Raw genomic sequence first — 14,346 nt, 5'->3', positions numbered from 1 at the left:
TTCGATCAAACGGGGAGGTCGTTGAGATGGCAGGCGCTGGCGTGGTGGATGGCGATGCCGCGCAGCGTCGGCACTTCGACGCTGCAGCGCGGCATGGCGTGCGGACAGCGCGGATGAAAGTGACAGCCGCTGGGCGGTGTGATCGGGCTCGGGATTTCGCCACGAATGGCGCTGAAGCGGGTACGGCGCACGTCGATGCGCGGAATCTCGGCGAGTAACGCCTGGGTGTAGGGGTGGTTGGGCCGTGCGAACAGCTCTTCGACGGGCGCGCTTTCTACCACGCGGCCCAGATACATCACGGCCACGCGGTCGCAGACATGTTCGACCACGCCCAGGTCGTGGCTGATGAACAGATAGGCCAGGCCGAGCTGGTCGCGCAAGTCCATGAACAGGTTCAGGATTTGCGCCTGGATAGACACGTCGAGCGCGGCCACGGCCTCGTCGCAGACCAGCATGGATGGCTGCACCGCCAGTGCCCGCGCAATGCCTATGCGCTGGCGCTGGCCGCCGCTGAACTGGTGCGGGTAGCGGTGGCGCAGGCTGGGGTCAAGTCCGGCGCGCTGTAACTGGGCGGCGACGTAGTCGTCCTCGCCGGCCGCATCGGTCAGGCCGTGCAGGCGCGCGGCTTCACCGACGATGCGCGAGACACGAAGGCGCGGGTTCAGGCTGGCGAACGGGTCCTGGAACACCATTTGCACGCGCAGTCGGGCGGCCAGGCGTTGCCTGGCATCCAGACCCTCGAGCGCTGCGCCATTCACGTGCACTACGCCTTCGGTAGGCGACAGCAAGCCGGCGGCAATGCGGCCTAACGTGGACTTGCCGCAGCCTGACTCACCCACCAGACCGACCACTTCGCCGGGGCGTACGGCCAGGTCCACACCATCGACGGCGTGGGTCACCACCGGCGGCTTGGACCAGCCCATGCGCCGCAGCGCCGTGCCGAATTTGCCGGGCGCCGGCTGCGCACCAAAGCGTTTTGTCACGCCTTGCAGGTCCACCAGGGGCAATACGTTTTCGGTGCTCATGCCGCGGCCTCCTCGGTGACCGGCGCAGCGCCGGGATGGAAGCAGCGCACCGTGTGGCCCGGCGTGTCGGGGCGCGGCTGCGTCATCTCGGGCAGGGTCGCGCACACCGCACTGGCACGGGCGCAGCGCGGCGCAAACGCGCAGCCTGCGGGCATCTGCAGCAGATTGGGTGCCATGCCGGGAATTTGCTGCAACCGCGCGCCGCGCTGGCGGGTTTTGCGGTTGGCGCTCGGCAGGCTGCCGATCAGGCCTTGGGTATAAGGGTGTTGCGGGTGGTCGAGCACGTCGTCCACCGTGCCATGTTCGACGATGCGCCCGGCGTACATCACCGCGATGTGGTCGGCCAGGCCGGCCACCACCGACAGGTCGTGGCTGATCCAGATCAGCGAGGTGCCAGTGCTCTGCACCAGCTTTTGCATCTCCGACAGGATCTGCGCTTGGATGGTCACGTCGAGCGCCGTGGTGGGCTCGTCGGCAATGATCAGGTCGGGGCCGTGCAGCAGCGCAATCGCAATGGCCACGCGCTGGCGCATGCCGCCCGAGAGCTGATGGGGATAGGCGCGCAACCGCTCGTCGGGGCTGGGGATGCCCATCAGCGTCAGCTTGTCCGCGGCCAATTGGCGCGCCTCGGCGTTGGACAGCTTGCGGTGGGCGTGCACGGCTTCCATCATCTGGGTGTCGACGCGCAGGACCGGGTTCAGCGTGGCCATCGGGTCCTGGAAGATCATGGCAATGCGGTTGCCGCGCAAGGCACGGCGTTCGGCTGATTTGAGTTGCATCAGATCTTTGCCCTGGAACAAGACCTGGCCGCCTTCGACGCGGCCCGGCGGATCGACCAGGCCCATGATGGAAAAACCGGTGACCGACTTGCCCGAACCGGATTCACCGACCAGGCCCAGCACCTTGCCGCGGCGCAGGGTGAAGGACACGCCATTGACCACGGGCAGGATGCCGGCCCGCGTGTGAAAGCGCGTTTGGAGATCGCGCACTTCGAGGGTGGGGACTTCGCTGCTCATTTCTGCAATCTTGGATTGAGGACGTCGCGCAACTGGTCGCCGACCAGGTTGATCGCGACGATGGTGGCCAGCAAGGCCACGCCGGGGAAAAAGCTGATCCAGTATTCGTTGGACAGCAGGTACTGGTAGCCGTTGGAGATCAAGAGGCCTAGCGAAGGCTCGGTGATGGGCACGCCCAGGCCCAGGAAGGACAAGGTGGCCTCCAGCGTGATGGCGCGGGCGATCTGCAGCGCGCCTATCACCAGCAGCGGCGGCAAGCAGTTCGGCAGGATGTGGCCGGTCAGGATGCGCCAGCGCGGAATGCCCTGGCCGCGCGCGGCCTCGACGTATTCGCGCTGGGTTTCCACCAGCGCCTGGCCGCGCGCGGTGCGGGCGTAATAAGCCCACTCCAGCAGCACCAGGGTCAGCACTACATTGCCCACTCCCTTGCCCATATAAGCCAGGATCATCAGCGCCATCAGTATGGTCGGGAAGGACAAGAGTAGGTCGACCAGGCGCATCAGCACTGCATCGACCTTGCCGCCGGCGTAAGCCGCCAGCAGGCCGACCAGGGTGCCTATCACCGCCGCGATGGCCGCCGAGCCTATGCCCACCAGCAGGCTGATACGCAGGCCGTAGATGATGGCCGAGTAGAGGTCGCGGCCCTGGCCGTCGGTGCCTAGCCAGTAGGTATAGCCGGCTGCGCTGCTGGGTGTGCCGGGGTGCAGGCGTGCGTCCATCACGTCAAGTTGCATCAGGTCGTAGGGGTTTTGCGGCGTGATCCATGGCGCGCAAAGTGCCGCCAGTACCACCACTGCCAGCATCACCAGCCCGGCCACGGCCACGCGTGAACGCAGAAAGTCGGCGCCCACGCGCCACCAGATCGAGTGTTCCTCAAAACTTCGCCCCCACGCTTGCCACTTCGTGTGCTGCGCTGCCCCCCGAGGGGGCCGCGCCTTGCTTGGGTCGGCCCGGCGCTGCGGCTGCTCGCGGTTCTTGGGTGTCATTTCGCAGCCTCCAGGCGCACGCGCGGGTCCAGCAATTTATAGAGCAGGTCCACCACCAGGTTCAGCGTGACGAAGATCACCACCACCACCATCAAATAGGCCACCACCACCGGCCGGTCCAGCGCGTTGATGCTGTCCAGGATCAGCTTGCCCGCGCCGGGCCAGGCGAAGATGGTCTCGGTGACGACCGCGTAGGCGATGGTGGCACCCAGCTCCAGCCCGAGCACCGTGACCAGGGGGATCAGCGTGTTGCGCAAGACATGCATGACCATCACCCGCGAGGGCGACAGGCCTTTGGCGCGTGCGAATTTCACGAAGTCTTGCGGCAGCACTTCACGCACGCCGGCGCGCGTCAGGCGCAGTACCAGTGAAATCTTGAACAGTGCCAGGTTGAAGGCCGGCAGGATCAGGTGCTGCAGCCCGTCCAGTGTCAGCCACGACCATTCCACGCCGAACAGGGCACGGGTTTCGCCGCGCCCGCTGGCCGGTAGCCAACCCAGCTGCACGCTGAACACCATGATCAGCATCAGCGCCACCCAGAAGGCCGGCAATGAAAAACCGACGATGCTGCCGGCCATCAGCGTGTGCGACACCGGGTGGTCCGGCTTCATGCCGGCGAACAGGCCTAGCGGCACACCGATAACGATGGCCAGCAGCAGGGCGCTGATGGCCAGTTCCATGGTGGCGGGCAGGCGATGCAGGATCAGGCGGATTGCATCTTCCTGGTAGACGAAACTTTTGCCCAGGTTGCCCTGTAACGCGCCTTCGACAAAGGCCAGGTACTGGCGCCACAGCGGCTGGTCCAGCCCCAGGCGGGCGATGGCTTCGAGCCGCTCGGCCTGGTTCATGTCGTCGCCGATCAGGATGTCCACCGGGTTGCCGATGGCGTGCAGGCCGATAAAAACGATCAGCGTCATCACCACCACCACCAGGGCGGCCTGGGCAATGCGGCGCAGCAGCCAGCCGGTCATGGGCGCTCCTCGTCGGGGTAGGTGGGGAAGGCTGCGGGCGTCCATTCATCGCCGTCCAGCTCGGGTTCGGCATAACGCTCCATGGCCGCGAAGTGCAGCGCCACGTCTTCGATGAACAGCTGGCCGGCCAGGCCCTGGCCCAGGCGTTTGGCGCCGTCGCTGATCTGCGGAATGTCGCCGGCCACGGCACCATGCGACAGCGCCGAGGGATAACAAAAGCAGTGCACACGCGCCAGCCCGGGACAGGCGCCGGGTGTTTTTTCCTGGAATTCGAGCAGTGGCCCGAGGTCGGGTGATTGCGCCAGCTCGTCGTCGGCCTGATCGGGCTCGGGCTGGTAGCGGTCCTGCCACAGCCGCACTTGGGGCGCGAACGCGGCGAACTCGGAGCGCAGGCGCCAGTCCAGACGAAAGCCGGTGCAAAAGATCACGAAATCTGTTGCCAGCGGCCCCTTGGCGGTGTCCAGGCGCAACGCGCCATCGCCGCGCAGCGTGGCCGATGACACAGGCGCGCCCAGGTGAAAGTGAGCGTTCGCATGGCGCGACACGCGCAGTGTGCTGCCGTGTGGCGGCGGCACCTGCTGCACGTTGATGTAGTGGCGAAAGCGCCATTTCCAGTCGTCCGGCAGGGCCTGAAAGCCATGTGCCACGCCCGGGCTGCCAGCGCCCTTGCCCTTGTTGACGCGCGGCAACTCGGCGCGGCGCACCAGCAGGTCGACGCGGGCCGCGCCGGCTTCCAGTGCGGTGGCGGCGCTGTCCATGGCGGAGGCGCCACCGCCTATCACCACCACGCGTTTGCCGGCCAGCAGGGCGGGGTCCCAGTTGTCGGCCGAATGCGCCCAGCGATCGCGCGGCAGGGCCAGCGCCCAGTCGGGCACCCAGGGGCCGCCCAGGCCATCACGGCCGGTGGCCAGCACCACGTGGCGGGCGAGTACTTGGTAAGGCGCGTCGGCTTGTGTGTCGTCGACCAGATCCAGTTGCACCAGGCCATCGGCGCGCGGTATCACGGCGAGCACGCGCTGCTGGTTGCGCAGGTCCAGTGCCAGCACGCGGCGGTACCAGCGCAGGTAATCCATCCATTGCAGGCGCGGGATTTTGTCGAGCGCCTCCCAGGCGGTCAGACCGAACTGCGCCTCGAACCAGGCGCGGAAGGTGAGGGCGCCAAAACCCAGCGCCGGACCGGTCAGCTCTTTGGGTGAGCGCAGGGTTTCCATACGCGCGGTGGTAGCCCAAGGGCCTTCGAAGCCTTCAGGTGCGCGATCAAAGATGCGCGTTTGCACACCCAGGTGGGTGAGTGAGGCGGCCAGCGCCAGGCCAGCCATGCCGCCGCCAACGATGGCGGTGTCCAGCACCTCGGCGCCGTCCACCTGGCGCGGCGGCACCCAACGCCGCGCGGGCAGGCACAGCCATTGCAAATCCTGGCGCAGCCGCGCCTCCAGGGCTTCCAGGCCAAAGCCGGTGGGGGTGTTCATAAGGCAAGGTTTCATGGGGGAATTCATCACGACCGTTTTCGCTGAGTCGTGCCAAGGCGGGTTGTTGCATCGTCGGCATGGGCCGATTGCAGCAGCGTGGCATGGGCGGCCACGTCATGCTGCACAAAACCCGGCAGCGCTGCGGCGGCTTCCAGCAGTGCGTCGGCCAAAGCGCGCACGGGGGCGGTCAGCGGCCGGGATTGGGGGGTGATCACGCCGAAAAAAAAGGGAATGTCGGTATCGAGCGGACGCACCACCACACCAGCCAGCGGAGCGCCGTGGGCCGTGAGCGGCTCCAGCACGGCCACGCCCAGTCCGGCGCGCACCAGCGCCTGGGCGTTGATGGAAGAATTGGTTTCGATCAGCGCATCGTGCTGCCCAGGCGGGCGCCCGGCCTCGGCCAGCGCGGCATCGAGCCGGTGCCGCAGGCGAAAGGGGTTGCTCATGGTGATGAGGCGGCGTTGCGCGAGGGCCGCGAGTGGCACTTTGTCGTAGGCAGCCAGGGGATCGTGTTGCGGCAACACGGCGACGCAGGCCAGCTGGGCAATCCAGTGCACCTGCAGGCCGCGGTGCTCCAGCGGCAGGCTGCTGGCGCCCAAGTGCACGGCGCCAGTCAGCACGGCATGCACCACTTGCTCGGGTGATGCAGTGCGCAACTGGACCGGGGTTGCGCCGGTTTGGGCTTCCACGCGTTTCAGCGCCTGGGGCAGCAGGCCGACGGCCAGCGCCGAAGTTGTCGCCAGCAACAGGGGTTGATCCTCCCCGCGCGCGATTTCGGCAGCCCGTTCGTGGATCCGGCGCAGGCCCGCCAAAATGCGCTCGGCATCTTCGTACAAGAGGAAACCCTGCTCAGTGGGCGTCACCCGTGGGCCGTTGCGTGTAAACAGCGCATAACCGATCTCGGCTTCCAACTCCTGCACCAGACGCGTGATGGCCGGCTGTGAGCGGCTCAATAACCTGGCCGCACCCGTGAAGCTGCCGACCGACATGACGGCGGCGAAAGCTTCGAGTTGACGGGGTTCCATGCGTTTAAGTATCCAAAATATGGATCATGATGCATTGAGTATGTAAAAGGCAAATAATAAATCCACATGTGCTTATGCGGCCACAGGAGACCAAAGGTGAATGTTCGAGAAGCCAGGGAGCGCGGATGCGGGGGTGCAGGCCGATGGGTAAGCTTGCCGATGGCACCCAGGCGCATGGGCTCAAGTGCCGTGCTTGTCCGAGGTTTTTGTCGACTGGCGTGTGGTGTCAATCCTGAGGTGAACTGCCGCTCAAAGCGCTGGGTGCTACCATTCACGCCGTTGACAAGCCTTTCATTTTCACTCATGCATTCCATTTCTTCTTCCCTTCGCGCAGGCTCCGCGAGCAGCCTGTCCAGGGGGAGATGCGTCGGTGTGTGCGAGATCTGGCCATACAAGCCGGTCGCACATTCCTCAGCCCGGCGATAACTTTTCCTCTCTTCTGCGCAAACCATCCATCGCTGGGCACCCGTTCAGCGCGATCGCGGCCGTCTGTTGATATCAGCGCTGGCCGCACCTGATGGAAATGCGTCCTATCGCTCATGCACGAGCTGCATGGGCCCTGCGCATCGTGATTGGATTGAAGACGATGGAACTTACCAAGAAATTTCTCAGGGCCAAAAATCCCTGCGCCGACGGTTTCCGTTGGTTTGTCCGCAACGTGGAAGACGGCGGCAGTTACCAGGACGCTTTGGATACGCTGGTCAGTGCCGGGCGTGTGGATGACGCGTGCTGGCTTCTGGCGCAGTTTGGCCCGACCAACGACGTCCTGACTGTCGATTCACTGGACGCCGAGGCCATCGTCTTTGCGGGCAGCCTGGAGGTTCGCGGTGGCATCGATGTTGATACTGTCCTTCAGGTGGGGCGATCGATTCGCGCGGGTGGGGGCATACGTGCGGGTCAGGCCATTGTGGCCGGCGAGGACATCCGGGTCGCGGGCAGTCTCCACAGCAAAGGCACGCTCCAGGCCGGCGGTGACATTCGGGCCGATTGGGGCATCGATGTTCAGGAAGCCATTTTTTGTGGTGGCGATGTGCGCGCTGCCTGGAATTTGATATGCCACGGCAAACTCTCGCTGACAGGCAGCGCCTTCGTCGGACAGGACCTGATCGTTCACGGAGGGGTCGAGTGCGGCAAGAGTCTGAGCGCGGGCGGCGCGATTGTAGGCTCTGACAGCATTCGGGTTGGACAGGGCATCCTGGCCGGCGGGGCCATCCGCAGCGGCATGCATCTGGAAGCCGGCTGGGGTATCAAATCCGGCGAATCGATTCACGCGGATGGCTCGATCAAAGCTGGCGAAAGTCTGTCTGCCGTTGAGGATATCTGCGCCGGCGTGGGTTATGGTGTTTACGCTGGACTGAGCGTCCAGGTCGAGTCCTGGGATTCCAGTGCGGCTGTGAGCGCGCAGAGAAAGCCGGAAGGCCTGATGAGTGGCTGTTGGGCCGGGCCGCGTATTTTGTGAGGCAGGCTTGGCGGTGTCCTACGCCACTATCGTCGAAATCTGACAAGCGCCCCCCGCTTCGCCCGCCTACGCTCGAGGCGAGTGCACTTGCCCAGCCGGGGGCAAGCCCATCCTTCAGGAGAAAATCATGAGTCCGTTCAGCATCGACTGGGTTTCCAGCCAACCCAGACATAGTCCCAGCGAGCCGGCGGCCGGCAAGGACCAACGCGCGGTCACGGGGAGGCCGAGCAAGCTTGCACGCCCGGCCTGGCCCTTTTTGGTGACTCCCCGCGTGGTGCCTGAAGCTCAACAAGCGCTGCCAGCGTGTCGCGGTCCGTCGAGTTTCGCCAGTTGAAGTTCGTCCAGATACCAAGAAAAAAAGCCACCTGATCAGGTGGCTTTTTTGTGAGTCTGACAGAGACGCGGATGGTTTACAGGCCGGCAGCGGCCCTAAGCGTCGCAGCTTTGTCGGTACGTTAGCTTCGGCACGGGCCTTTGGCCCTTAACTTCGCTGCGCGAAGTGAGCCTGCGCTGAAAGCCGGACAAGCTCGCTTCGCTCTAGGCCTTACAGGCCTGCCGCTGCGCGAAGCGCAGCTGCCTTGTCCGTCTTTTCCCAGGTGAATTCTGGTTCGTCGCGGCCAAAGTGGCCGTAGGCGGCAGTTTTTTCGTAGATCGGACGCAGCAGATCCAGCATCTGGATGATGCCTTTGGGGCGCAGGTCAAAGTGCTCCTGCACCAGTGCCGAGAGTTTTTCGTCAGAGATCACACCCGTGCCTTCGGTGTAGACCGTCACGTTCATCGGGTGCGCCACACCGATGGCGTAAGCCACCTGAATCTGGCACTGCTTGGCCAGGCCGGCGGCCACGATGTTTTTGGCAACGTAACGCGCGGCGTAAGCGGCTGAGCGGTCGACCTTGGACGGGTCTTTGCCGCTGAAGGCGCCGCCGCCGTGTGGGCAGGCGCCACCATAGGTGTCGACAATGATCTTGCGACCGGTCAAGCCGCAATCGCCTTGCGGGCCACCAATGACAAAACGGCCGGTCGGGTTGATCAGGTATTTGGTGTCTTTGAGCCACTCTTTGGGCAGCACCGGCTTGATGATTTCTTCAATGATGGCTTCGATGAACGAAGCCTTCATCTTGTGCTGGGTTTCGCTCTGGTCGGGGCTGTGTTGGGTCGACAGCACCACGGTGTCAATGCTGTGCGGCTTGCCATCCACGTAACGCATGGTGACCTGGCTCTTGGCATCCGGGCGCAGGAAAGGCAAGCGGCCATCTTTGCGCAGTTGCGCTTGACGCTCGACCAGGCGGTGGGCGAAATAAATCGGCGCGGGCATCAGCTCGGGCGTTTCGTCGCAGGCGTAGCCGAACATCAGGCCCTGGTCGCCGGCGCCAATGTTCAGGTGGTCGTCGGATGCGTGGTCCACGCCTTGCGCGATGTCGTTGGATTGTTTGTCATAACAAACCATCACGGCGCAACCTTTGTAGTCGATGCCGTATTCGGTGTTGTCGTAACCGATGCGTTTGATGGTGTCGCGCGCGACCTGGATGTAGTCGACGTGGGCGTTGGTGGTGATTTCGCCAGCCAGCACAACCAGACCGGTGTTGGTCAATGTCTCGGCGGCAACGCGCGAGCGGGGGTCTTGTTTGAAGATGGCATCCAGGATGGCATCGGAAATCTGGTCCGCGACCTTGTCGGGATGGCCTTCAGAGACGGATTCGGAAGTAAAGAGAAAATCGTTCGCCATTGCGTACACTCCATGAAGTTTGTCGGCGCGTTGCCGGCTTGGGGTGCCTCGGCGAACGCTTTAGCAGTTTGGTTTAATGTCGCCCTGCAAGTTGTTCAGTAACTCGGCGACAGCCGCCATTATAGCGTTTTGCCCCCATTTTCTTTTTGCCTCGACTGACCGCCGCCCACGCCTTCTTCATGGTTTATCTGTTTCGATTTCTCTCCCTCTGGCCGCTGCGCGCCTTGCATGTCGCAGGCGCGGGCCTGGGCTGGCTGGTCTGGCTTCTGAGCCCCGCTTACCGCCGCCAGTTTCGGGCCAATGTGGCGCAGGCCGGGCTGGCGTTCGAGACCGTCCGACCGGCGATTGCCGAGGCCGGCCGTTTTGTCGCCGAGTTGCCCAAGCTGTGGATGCGGCCGCCCACGGTCTCTTGCCTGGGCAATGTGCGTATCGAGGGCCAAGTCCATGTCAGCGATGCGTTCGCGCGCGGCAAAGGCATTATTTTTTTTGGCCCGCATTGCGGCAGTTTTGAGCTGGGTCCGCAGGCGCTGGCCGAACTGTATGGGCCGATCACGGCGATTTACCGGCCGGCGCGCAAGCCCTGGCTGGCCCGGCTGGAGCATATCGCCCGCAGCCGGCCCGGGCTCAGCGTGGTGCCGGCCAGCCTGAGCGGCATCCGGCAGATGTTTCGCACGCTGAAAAACAACCAGGCCGTGGCCTTGCTGACCGACCAGGTGCCGCCCGAGGGCCAGGGACTGTGGGCGCCGTTTTTTGGCAAACCCGCTTACACCATGACCCTGGCCGCACGCCTGGCCCTGCAAAGCGGGGCCGTCGTGTTGCCTGTCAGTTGTGAACGCCTGCCGCGCGGCCAGGGCTATTTCCTGAAAATCTGGCCGCCGCTGGCCGCGCTGGATGATCTGCCCAAAACCGACATGTTGACTGCGGTGACGATCATCAACCAGGCGATCGAAGCGATTGTGCTGAGCCAGCCGGGCCAGTACCTGTGGGGTTATTCGCGTTACAAACACCCGCGCCAGCAGCCCATCGCCGAGGAGACCTCTTGAAAACGCCGCGTCAATGGATCGGTGCGTTGTTCACCCGCGGTGGCATTGTGTTCATGCAGGTGCTGGCGACCTTGCCGCTGGCTGTTGTGCGTGGCCTGGGTGTGGCGCTGGGCGGGTTGTTGTACGTGGTTGCCGTACCCAGGCGCAGGGTGGTGGACACCAATTTGCGCCTGTGTTTTCCGGAGCGCACGGAGCAGGAGCGGCGCGCCATGACGCGGCAAACCTTTGTGTTTTTTGCCCAAGCCTGGCTGGACCGGAGCTGGCTCTGGCATGGTCACCCGGACAAACTCAAGCAGCGCCTGCGCCTGACGGGTGCGTTGGCCGAGCTGGACGGCGAGCAGCCGACGGTTTTGTTTGCACCGCATTTTGTCGGGCTGGACGCGGGTTGGGCCGCCTTGACGCAGCAGGTGCAGCGTTCCTTCACCACGATTTACACCGACCAGGCCAACAAGCTGCTGGACCGCTGGATCTTGCGCGGCCGTCAGCGTTTTGGCAATGCACGCCTGTTCGGCCGCGCCGAAGGGGTGCAGCCCATCATCAGCGCGCTACGTGCGGGCCAGCCCTTGTATTTGTTACCCGACATGAACTTCGGACCGGAAGAGTCGGTGTTTGTGCCGTTTTATGGCGTGACGGCGGCCACCGTGCCTTCGCTCTCGCGTTTTGCCAAACTCGGGCGCGCCAAGGTGGTGCCGGTGGTGACCCGTTTGACGGCCACGGGCTACGAGGTCGAGGTGATGCCGGCCTGGCCCGACGTGCCGTCGGCCGACTTTGTCGCTGACACGGCCTTGATGAATACACGCCTGCAGGGCTACATCAACACCATGCCGGCGCAGTATTACTGGGTGCACAAACGGTTCAAAACCCGGCCGGAAGGTGAAGATCCGCTCTATTAAGCCTGTTTCTTAAGCCTTTTAGGCCTCTAGCCCAGAGGCAATGGGCGCAAGCAGCTATCAAAAACAAAGCGTCTGGGCGGCTCAAGCCTGGCCCAGAAAACCTTGAATGCTGCTGGCCACATAGTCGGGCTGTTCGTGCACGATCCAGTGCGAGGCACCGGCCACACCTTGCAGCTGCATCTGCGGCACGTAGTCCTCCAGACCGTCGAGCAGCCCCGGCGGCAGGGCGATGTCGTCCATCGCCCAGAGCACCAGCGTCGGCAGCAACACCGTCAACATCTCGGGCGGCAGTGTCACTGCGGCGGCGGCCGGATCGTGGTGTGGCGGCCCGGGGCGCGGTGGCCGCAAGGGTGAGGCGCGGTAGAGGTTGCAGCCGCCGGTCAGCCCGGCGCGCCAGACGGTGCGGTACTGGTCTTTGACCGCCTCGGTGAGCCAGGCTGGCGGGTGGTCGCTGCCATTCGTCAAAAACGGCCACAGCCGCTGGAAGTCGTCCTCGGCCAGCAAGGCCTCGGCGTCGGGGCGGATCAGGAAGTTCATATACGCGCTGGCCGCCTGCTGGGACGGCGAGTGTTGCAGCTCGCGCAAAAACGTGCCGGGGTGCGGCGAGTTGATGATGACCAGCTTTTTCATCAGCTGCGGCAGGGTGGCAGCGATATTCCAGGCGACGGCGCCACCCCAGTCGTGGGCGATCAGTCCTTCGAGTTGGCTCTTGTGGGCGGTGCAGGTTTGCGCGATCAGCGCGGAAATGTCTTGCACCAGGTGTTTGGCGCGGTAGGCGGCGGGGTCGGCTGGCGCGCTGGACTGCTCAAAGCCGCGCATGTTGGGTGCGATGCAGTAGTAGCCGCCGTTTTCCGGCTTGGCGAAATGTTCCAGCAAACCATCCCAGACAAAAGCCGCTTCCGGGAAACCGTGCAAAAACATCAGCACCGGCCGGCCCGGGTCGCCCGCCATGCGGCAGGACAGGGTGATGCCGTGGGGCAGGGGGATCAAACGGGTTTGAATCATGTCGCTATGCATTTGGTAGCTGCCTTCGCCCGTGGTTAAAGGGCTGGAGGAAGATTTTGCTTAAGAAATGCAGAAGCGGCGAGGTCCCCACCCGGTTTTTATGATTCGCCGGGTTCTTCTTCAGCCGCTGGGGTGGCCGCAGCTGTTTTGTCGGCCTTGACTGCTTTTTCGGGCGGATGGGCCCATTGCCACAGATGTTGGGCCACTTCTTCCACGCCTTGCCGCTTCAGCGCCGAGAACAGTTTGACATCGCCGCCGCCGGCCTGCAGTCGCACAATGGACAGCGCCTTGGCTGCTTCGGTTTTGTTCAGCTTGTCGGACTTGGTCAGCAGCACCAGAAACTTCAGACCTTCCACGACCCGGGGTCGGATCACGTCGAGCAAAATTTCGTCGAGTTCGGTCAGGCCCAGGCGTGGATCACACAGCAGCACCACGCCTTTCAGGGTCTCGCGGGTCTGCAGGTAGTTGCCCATGACCTGCTGCCAGCGGAATTTGGCCGCCTTGGGCACGGCCGCGTAGCCATAACCCGGCAAGTCGGCCAGCACGGCGTCGGTCAGGCCCTGTTTGCCCAGGGAAAACAGGTTGATGCTTTGCGTGCGCCCCGGCGTTTTGGAGGCAAACGCCAAGCGGTTGATCTGGGTCAGGGTGTTGATGCAGGTGGATTTGCCCGCATTGGAGCGGCCGACGAAGGCGATCTCCGGCACGTCGAGCACCGGCAGATGCTTGAGTTCGGGGGCGGTGGTCAAAAATTTGGCCGTGTGCAGCCAGCCCATGGCGATCTTGGCCTCGGCAGACTGGGGCGGCTGCGCCGCCAGAGTCGCCGCCATTCTGGCCGCCGCCACTTGGGGGGTGGGCCGCTTGTGGCTCGGCTTCTGCGTTTTGATGGGGGTAGATCGGGGAGATGTGGTCATATTTGGGATTGTCCCTCAAGCCATTGTAAAATCAGGGAGTTTTGCGTTAAGTTGCTGTCCCAGCGGGGCTTTTGGCAGCTTGAAGCCTGCGCCGATTGTCCAGTCCACCTTAGAGTCAACCATTAAACCCCCGATATGAAGCTTGTTTCCACATCGTTGATTTCCTGTTTATTTGCCGCCATGCTGGCTGTGCCTGCGATTTCGCAGGCGGCTGGCGAAGCTGCCCCGGCCAAGGTCGCCAAGCCCGATCTGGTCAAGGGTGAGGCAAGTTTTACTGCGGTTTGTGTGGCCTGCCACGCGGCGGACGGCAATTCAGCAATTGCCGCCAATCCAAAATTGGCCCAGCAACACCCCGAATACCTGATCAAGCAGTTGCAGGAGTTCAAATCCGGCAAGCGCAAAGATCCCGTGATGCAGGGTTTTGCCGCGGCCTTGTCGGATGACGACATGAAAAACATCTCCTACTGGGTGACCTCCAAAAAGATCAAGCCTGGTTTTGCCAAGGACAAGGAACTGGTGGCCCTGGGCGAGCGTATCTACCGCGGCGGCATTTCCGACCGCCAGGTGCCCGCTTGCGCAGGTTGCCACAACCCGACTGGCGCCGGCATTCCTTCGCAGTATCCGCGTCTGGGCGGCCAACATGCTGAATACACCGCCACGCAACTCACAGCTTTTCGTGACAACAAACGCACCAACAACCTGCTGATGAACCAGGTCGCCGCCAAGTTGAACGATCGCGAAATCCGCGCCGTCGCCGATTACATCGCCGGCTTGCGCTGAATCCCCCGAAAAAAACAGTGTATGGACGGGGCCCGCC

The 14,346-nt window shown here is 63.7% G+C and carries 13 protein-coding genes; 4 read left to right on the top strand and 9 right to left on the bottom strand.

What is annotated here, in order from left to right; genetic code table 11:
• Positions 1 to 5: 5 nt before the first annotated feature.
• The 6 genes from R6254_RS16365 to R6254_RS16340 are packed head-to-tail and all read right to left on the bottom strand — an operon-like array spanning position 6 to position 6,492.
• Positions 6 to 1,025 (bottom strand): ABC transporter ATP-binding protein, encoded by a 1,020-nt coding sequence (locus R6254_RS16365; RefSeq protein ID WP_318408361.1) that lies wholly within the window; start codon positions 1,023 to 1,025, stop codon positions 6 to 8.
• Complete coding sequence (locus tag R6254_RS16360; protein WP_318408359.1) at positions 1,022 to 2,041, bottom strand: ABC transporter ATP-binding protein; 1,020 nt, start codon at positions 2,039 to 2,041, stop codon at positions 1,022 to 1,024. The genes R6254_RS16365 and R6254_RS16360 overlap by 4 nt, the downstream gene beginning before the upstream one ends.
• A complete protein-coding gene (locus R6254_RS16355; RefSeq protein ID WP_318408358.1) occupies positions 2,038 to 3,027 on the bottom strand; it encodes an ABC transporter permease in 990 nt (329 codons plus the stop codon). Before R6254_RS16355 ends, R6254_RS16360 begins: the two co-directional genes overlap by 4 nt.
• Positions 3,024 to 3,998 (bottom strand): ABC transporter permease, encoded by a 975-nt coding sequence (locus tag R6254_RS16350; RefSeq protein WP_318408357.1) that lies wholly within the window; start codon positions 3,996 to 3,998, stop codon positions 3,024 to 3,026. Before R6254_RS16350 ends, R6254_RS16355 begins: the two co-directional genes overlap by 4 nt.
• The gene (locus R6254_RS16345; protein WP_318408355.1) at positions 3,995 to 5,467 is read right to left on the bottom strand and encodes an NAD(P)/FAD-dependent oxidoreductase; all 1,473 of its coding nucleotides are present in this window, start codon (positions 5,465 to 5,467) and stop codon (positions 3,995 to 3,997) included. The genes R6254_RS16350 and R6254_RS16345 overlap by 4 nt, the downstream gene beginning before the upstream one ends.
• A 26-nt stretch (positions 5,468 to 5,493) precedes the next feature.
• On the bottom strand, positions 5,494 to 6,492 hold the full coding sequence (locus tag R6254_RS16340) for a LysR family transcriptional regulator (protein ID WP_318408352.1): 999 nt from the start codon (positions 6,490 to 6,492) through the stop codon (positions 5,494 to 5,496).
• 586 nt (positions 6,493 to 7,078) lie between these two features.
• On the opposite strand from R6254_RS16340, the gene R6254_RS16335 reads away from it, so the two are divergent.
• Positions 7,079 to 7,951, top strand: coding sequence for a hypothetical protein (locus R6254_RS16335; RefSeq protein WP_318408568.1), 873 nt, complete (start codon positions 7,079 to 7,081; stop codon positions 7,949 to 7,951).
• A 544-nt stretch (positions 7,952 to 8,495) separates the two neighbouring features.
• On the opposite strand, the gene metK is transcribed toward R6254_RS16335, so the two are convergent.
• A complete protein-coding gene (gene metK / locus R6254_RS16330; RefSeq protein WP_318408350.1) occupies positions 8,496 to 9,677 on the bottom strand; it encodes a methionine adenosyltransferase in 1,182 nt (393 codons plus the stop codon).
• A gap of 146 nt (positions 9,678 to 9,823) precedes the next feature.
• Between metK and R6254_RS16325 the strand changes: the two genes are divergently transcribed.
• Positions 9,824 to 10,720, top strand: coding sequence for a lysophospholipid acyltransferase family protein (locus tag R6254_RS16325; protein ID WP_318408349.1), 897 nt, complete (start codon positions 9,824 to 9,826; stop codon positions 10,718 to 10,720).
• A complete protein-coding gene (locus R6254_RS16320; protein WP_318408348.1) occupies positions 10,717 to 11,613 on the top strand; it encodes an LpxL/LpxP family acyltransferase in 897 nt (298 codons plus the stop codon). Before R6254_RS16325 ends, R6254_RS16320 begins: the two co-directional genes overlap by 4 nt.
• 81 nt (positions 11,614 to 11,694) lie before the next feature.
• Here the strand turns inward: R6254_RS16320 and R6254_RS16315 are convergent, their stop codons facing one another.
• Positions 11,695 to 12,618, bottom strand: a complete 924-nt coding sequence (locus R6254_RS16315) for an alpha/beta fold hydrolase (RefSeq protein ID WP_318408346.1) — start codon at positions 12,616 to 12,618, stop codon at positions 11,695 to 11,697.
• A gap of 98 nt (positions 12,619 to 12,716) precedes the next feature.
• Entirely contained in the window at positions 12,717 to 13,445 is a 729-nt protein-coding gene (yihA, locus tag R6254_RS16310) for a ribosome biogenesis GTP-binding protein YihA/YsxC (protein ID WP_318408345.1), read from the bottom strand.
• Positions 13,446 to 13,664: 219 nt separating this feature from the next.
• On the opposite strand from yihA, the gene R6254_RS16305 reads away from it, so the two are divergent.
• Positions 13,665 to 14,309 carry a c-type cytochrome gene (locus tag R6254_RS16305; protein ID WP_318408344.1) on the top strand — a complete coding sequence of 215 codons (645 nt, stop codon included), beginning with the start codon at positions 13,665 to 13,667 and terminating at the stop codon, positions 14,307 to 14,309.
• Positions 14,310 to 14,346 lie beyond the last annotated feature (37 nt).

Source organism: Polaromonas potterensis (genome assembly GCF_033446725.1).
Lineage (GTDB): Bacteria > Pseudomonadota > Gammaproteobacteria > Burkholderiales > Burkholderiaceae_C > Polaromonas.
Note: the sequence above shows the minus strand (reverse complement) of the source record. Positions and strands in the feature narration are given on the sequence as shown.

What these genes read in the sequence shown, in the direction of transcription:
- R6254_RS16365 (WP_318408361.1), bottom strand. Translation starts at nt 1,025, where the DNA reads ATGAGCACCGAAAACGTATTGCCCCTGGTGGACCTGCAAGGCGTGACA.
- R6254_RS16350 (WP_318408357.1), bottom strand. Translation starts at nt 3,998, where the DNA reads ATGACCGGCTGGCTGCTGCGCCGCATTGCCCAGGCCGCCCTGGTGGTG.
- R6254_RS16305 (WP_318408344.1), top strand. Translation starts at nt 13,665, where the DNA reads ATGAAGCTTGTTTCCACATCGTTGATTTCCTGTTTATTTGCCGCCATG.
- R6254_RS16345 (WP_318408355.1), bottom strand. Translation starts at nt 5,467, where the DNA reads ATGAACACCCCCACCGGCTTTGGCCTGGAAGCCCTGGAGGCGCGGCTG.
- R6254_RS16335 (WP_318408568.1), top strand. Translation starts at nt 7,079, where the DNA reads ATGGAACTTACCAAGAAATTTCTCAGGGCCAAAAATCCCTGCGCCGAC.
- R6254_RS16355 (WP_318408358.1), bottom strand. Translation starts at nt 3,027, where the DNA reads ATGACACCCAAGAACCGCGAGCAGCCGCAGCGCCGGGCCGACCCAAGC.
- yihA (WP_318408345.1), bottom strand. Translation starts at nt 13,445, where the DNA reads ATGGCGGCGACTCTGGCGGCGCAGCCGCCCCAGTCTGCCGAGGCCAAG.
- R6254_RS16340 (WP_318408352.1), bottom strand. Translation starts at nt 6,492, where the DNA reads ATGGAACCCCGTCAACTCGAAGCTTTCGCCGCCGTCATGTCGGTCGGC.
- metK (WP_318408350.1), bottom strand. Translation starts at nt 9,677, where the DNA reads ATGGCGAACGATTTTCTCTTTACTTCCGAATCCGTCTCTGAAGGCCAT.
- R6254_RS16315 (WP_318408346.1), bottom strand. Translation starts at nt 12,618, where the DNA reads ATGATTCAAACCCGTTTGATCCCCCTGCCCCACGGCATCACCCTGTCC.
- R6254_RS16360 (WP_318408359.1), bottom strand. Translation starts at nt 2,041, where the DNA reads ATGAGCAGCGAAGTCCCCACCCTCGAAGTGCGCGATCTCCAAACGCGC.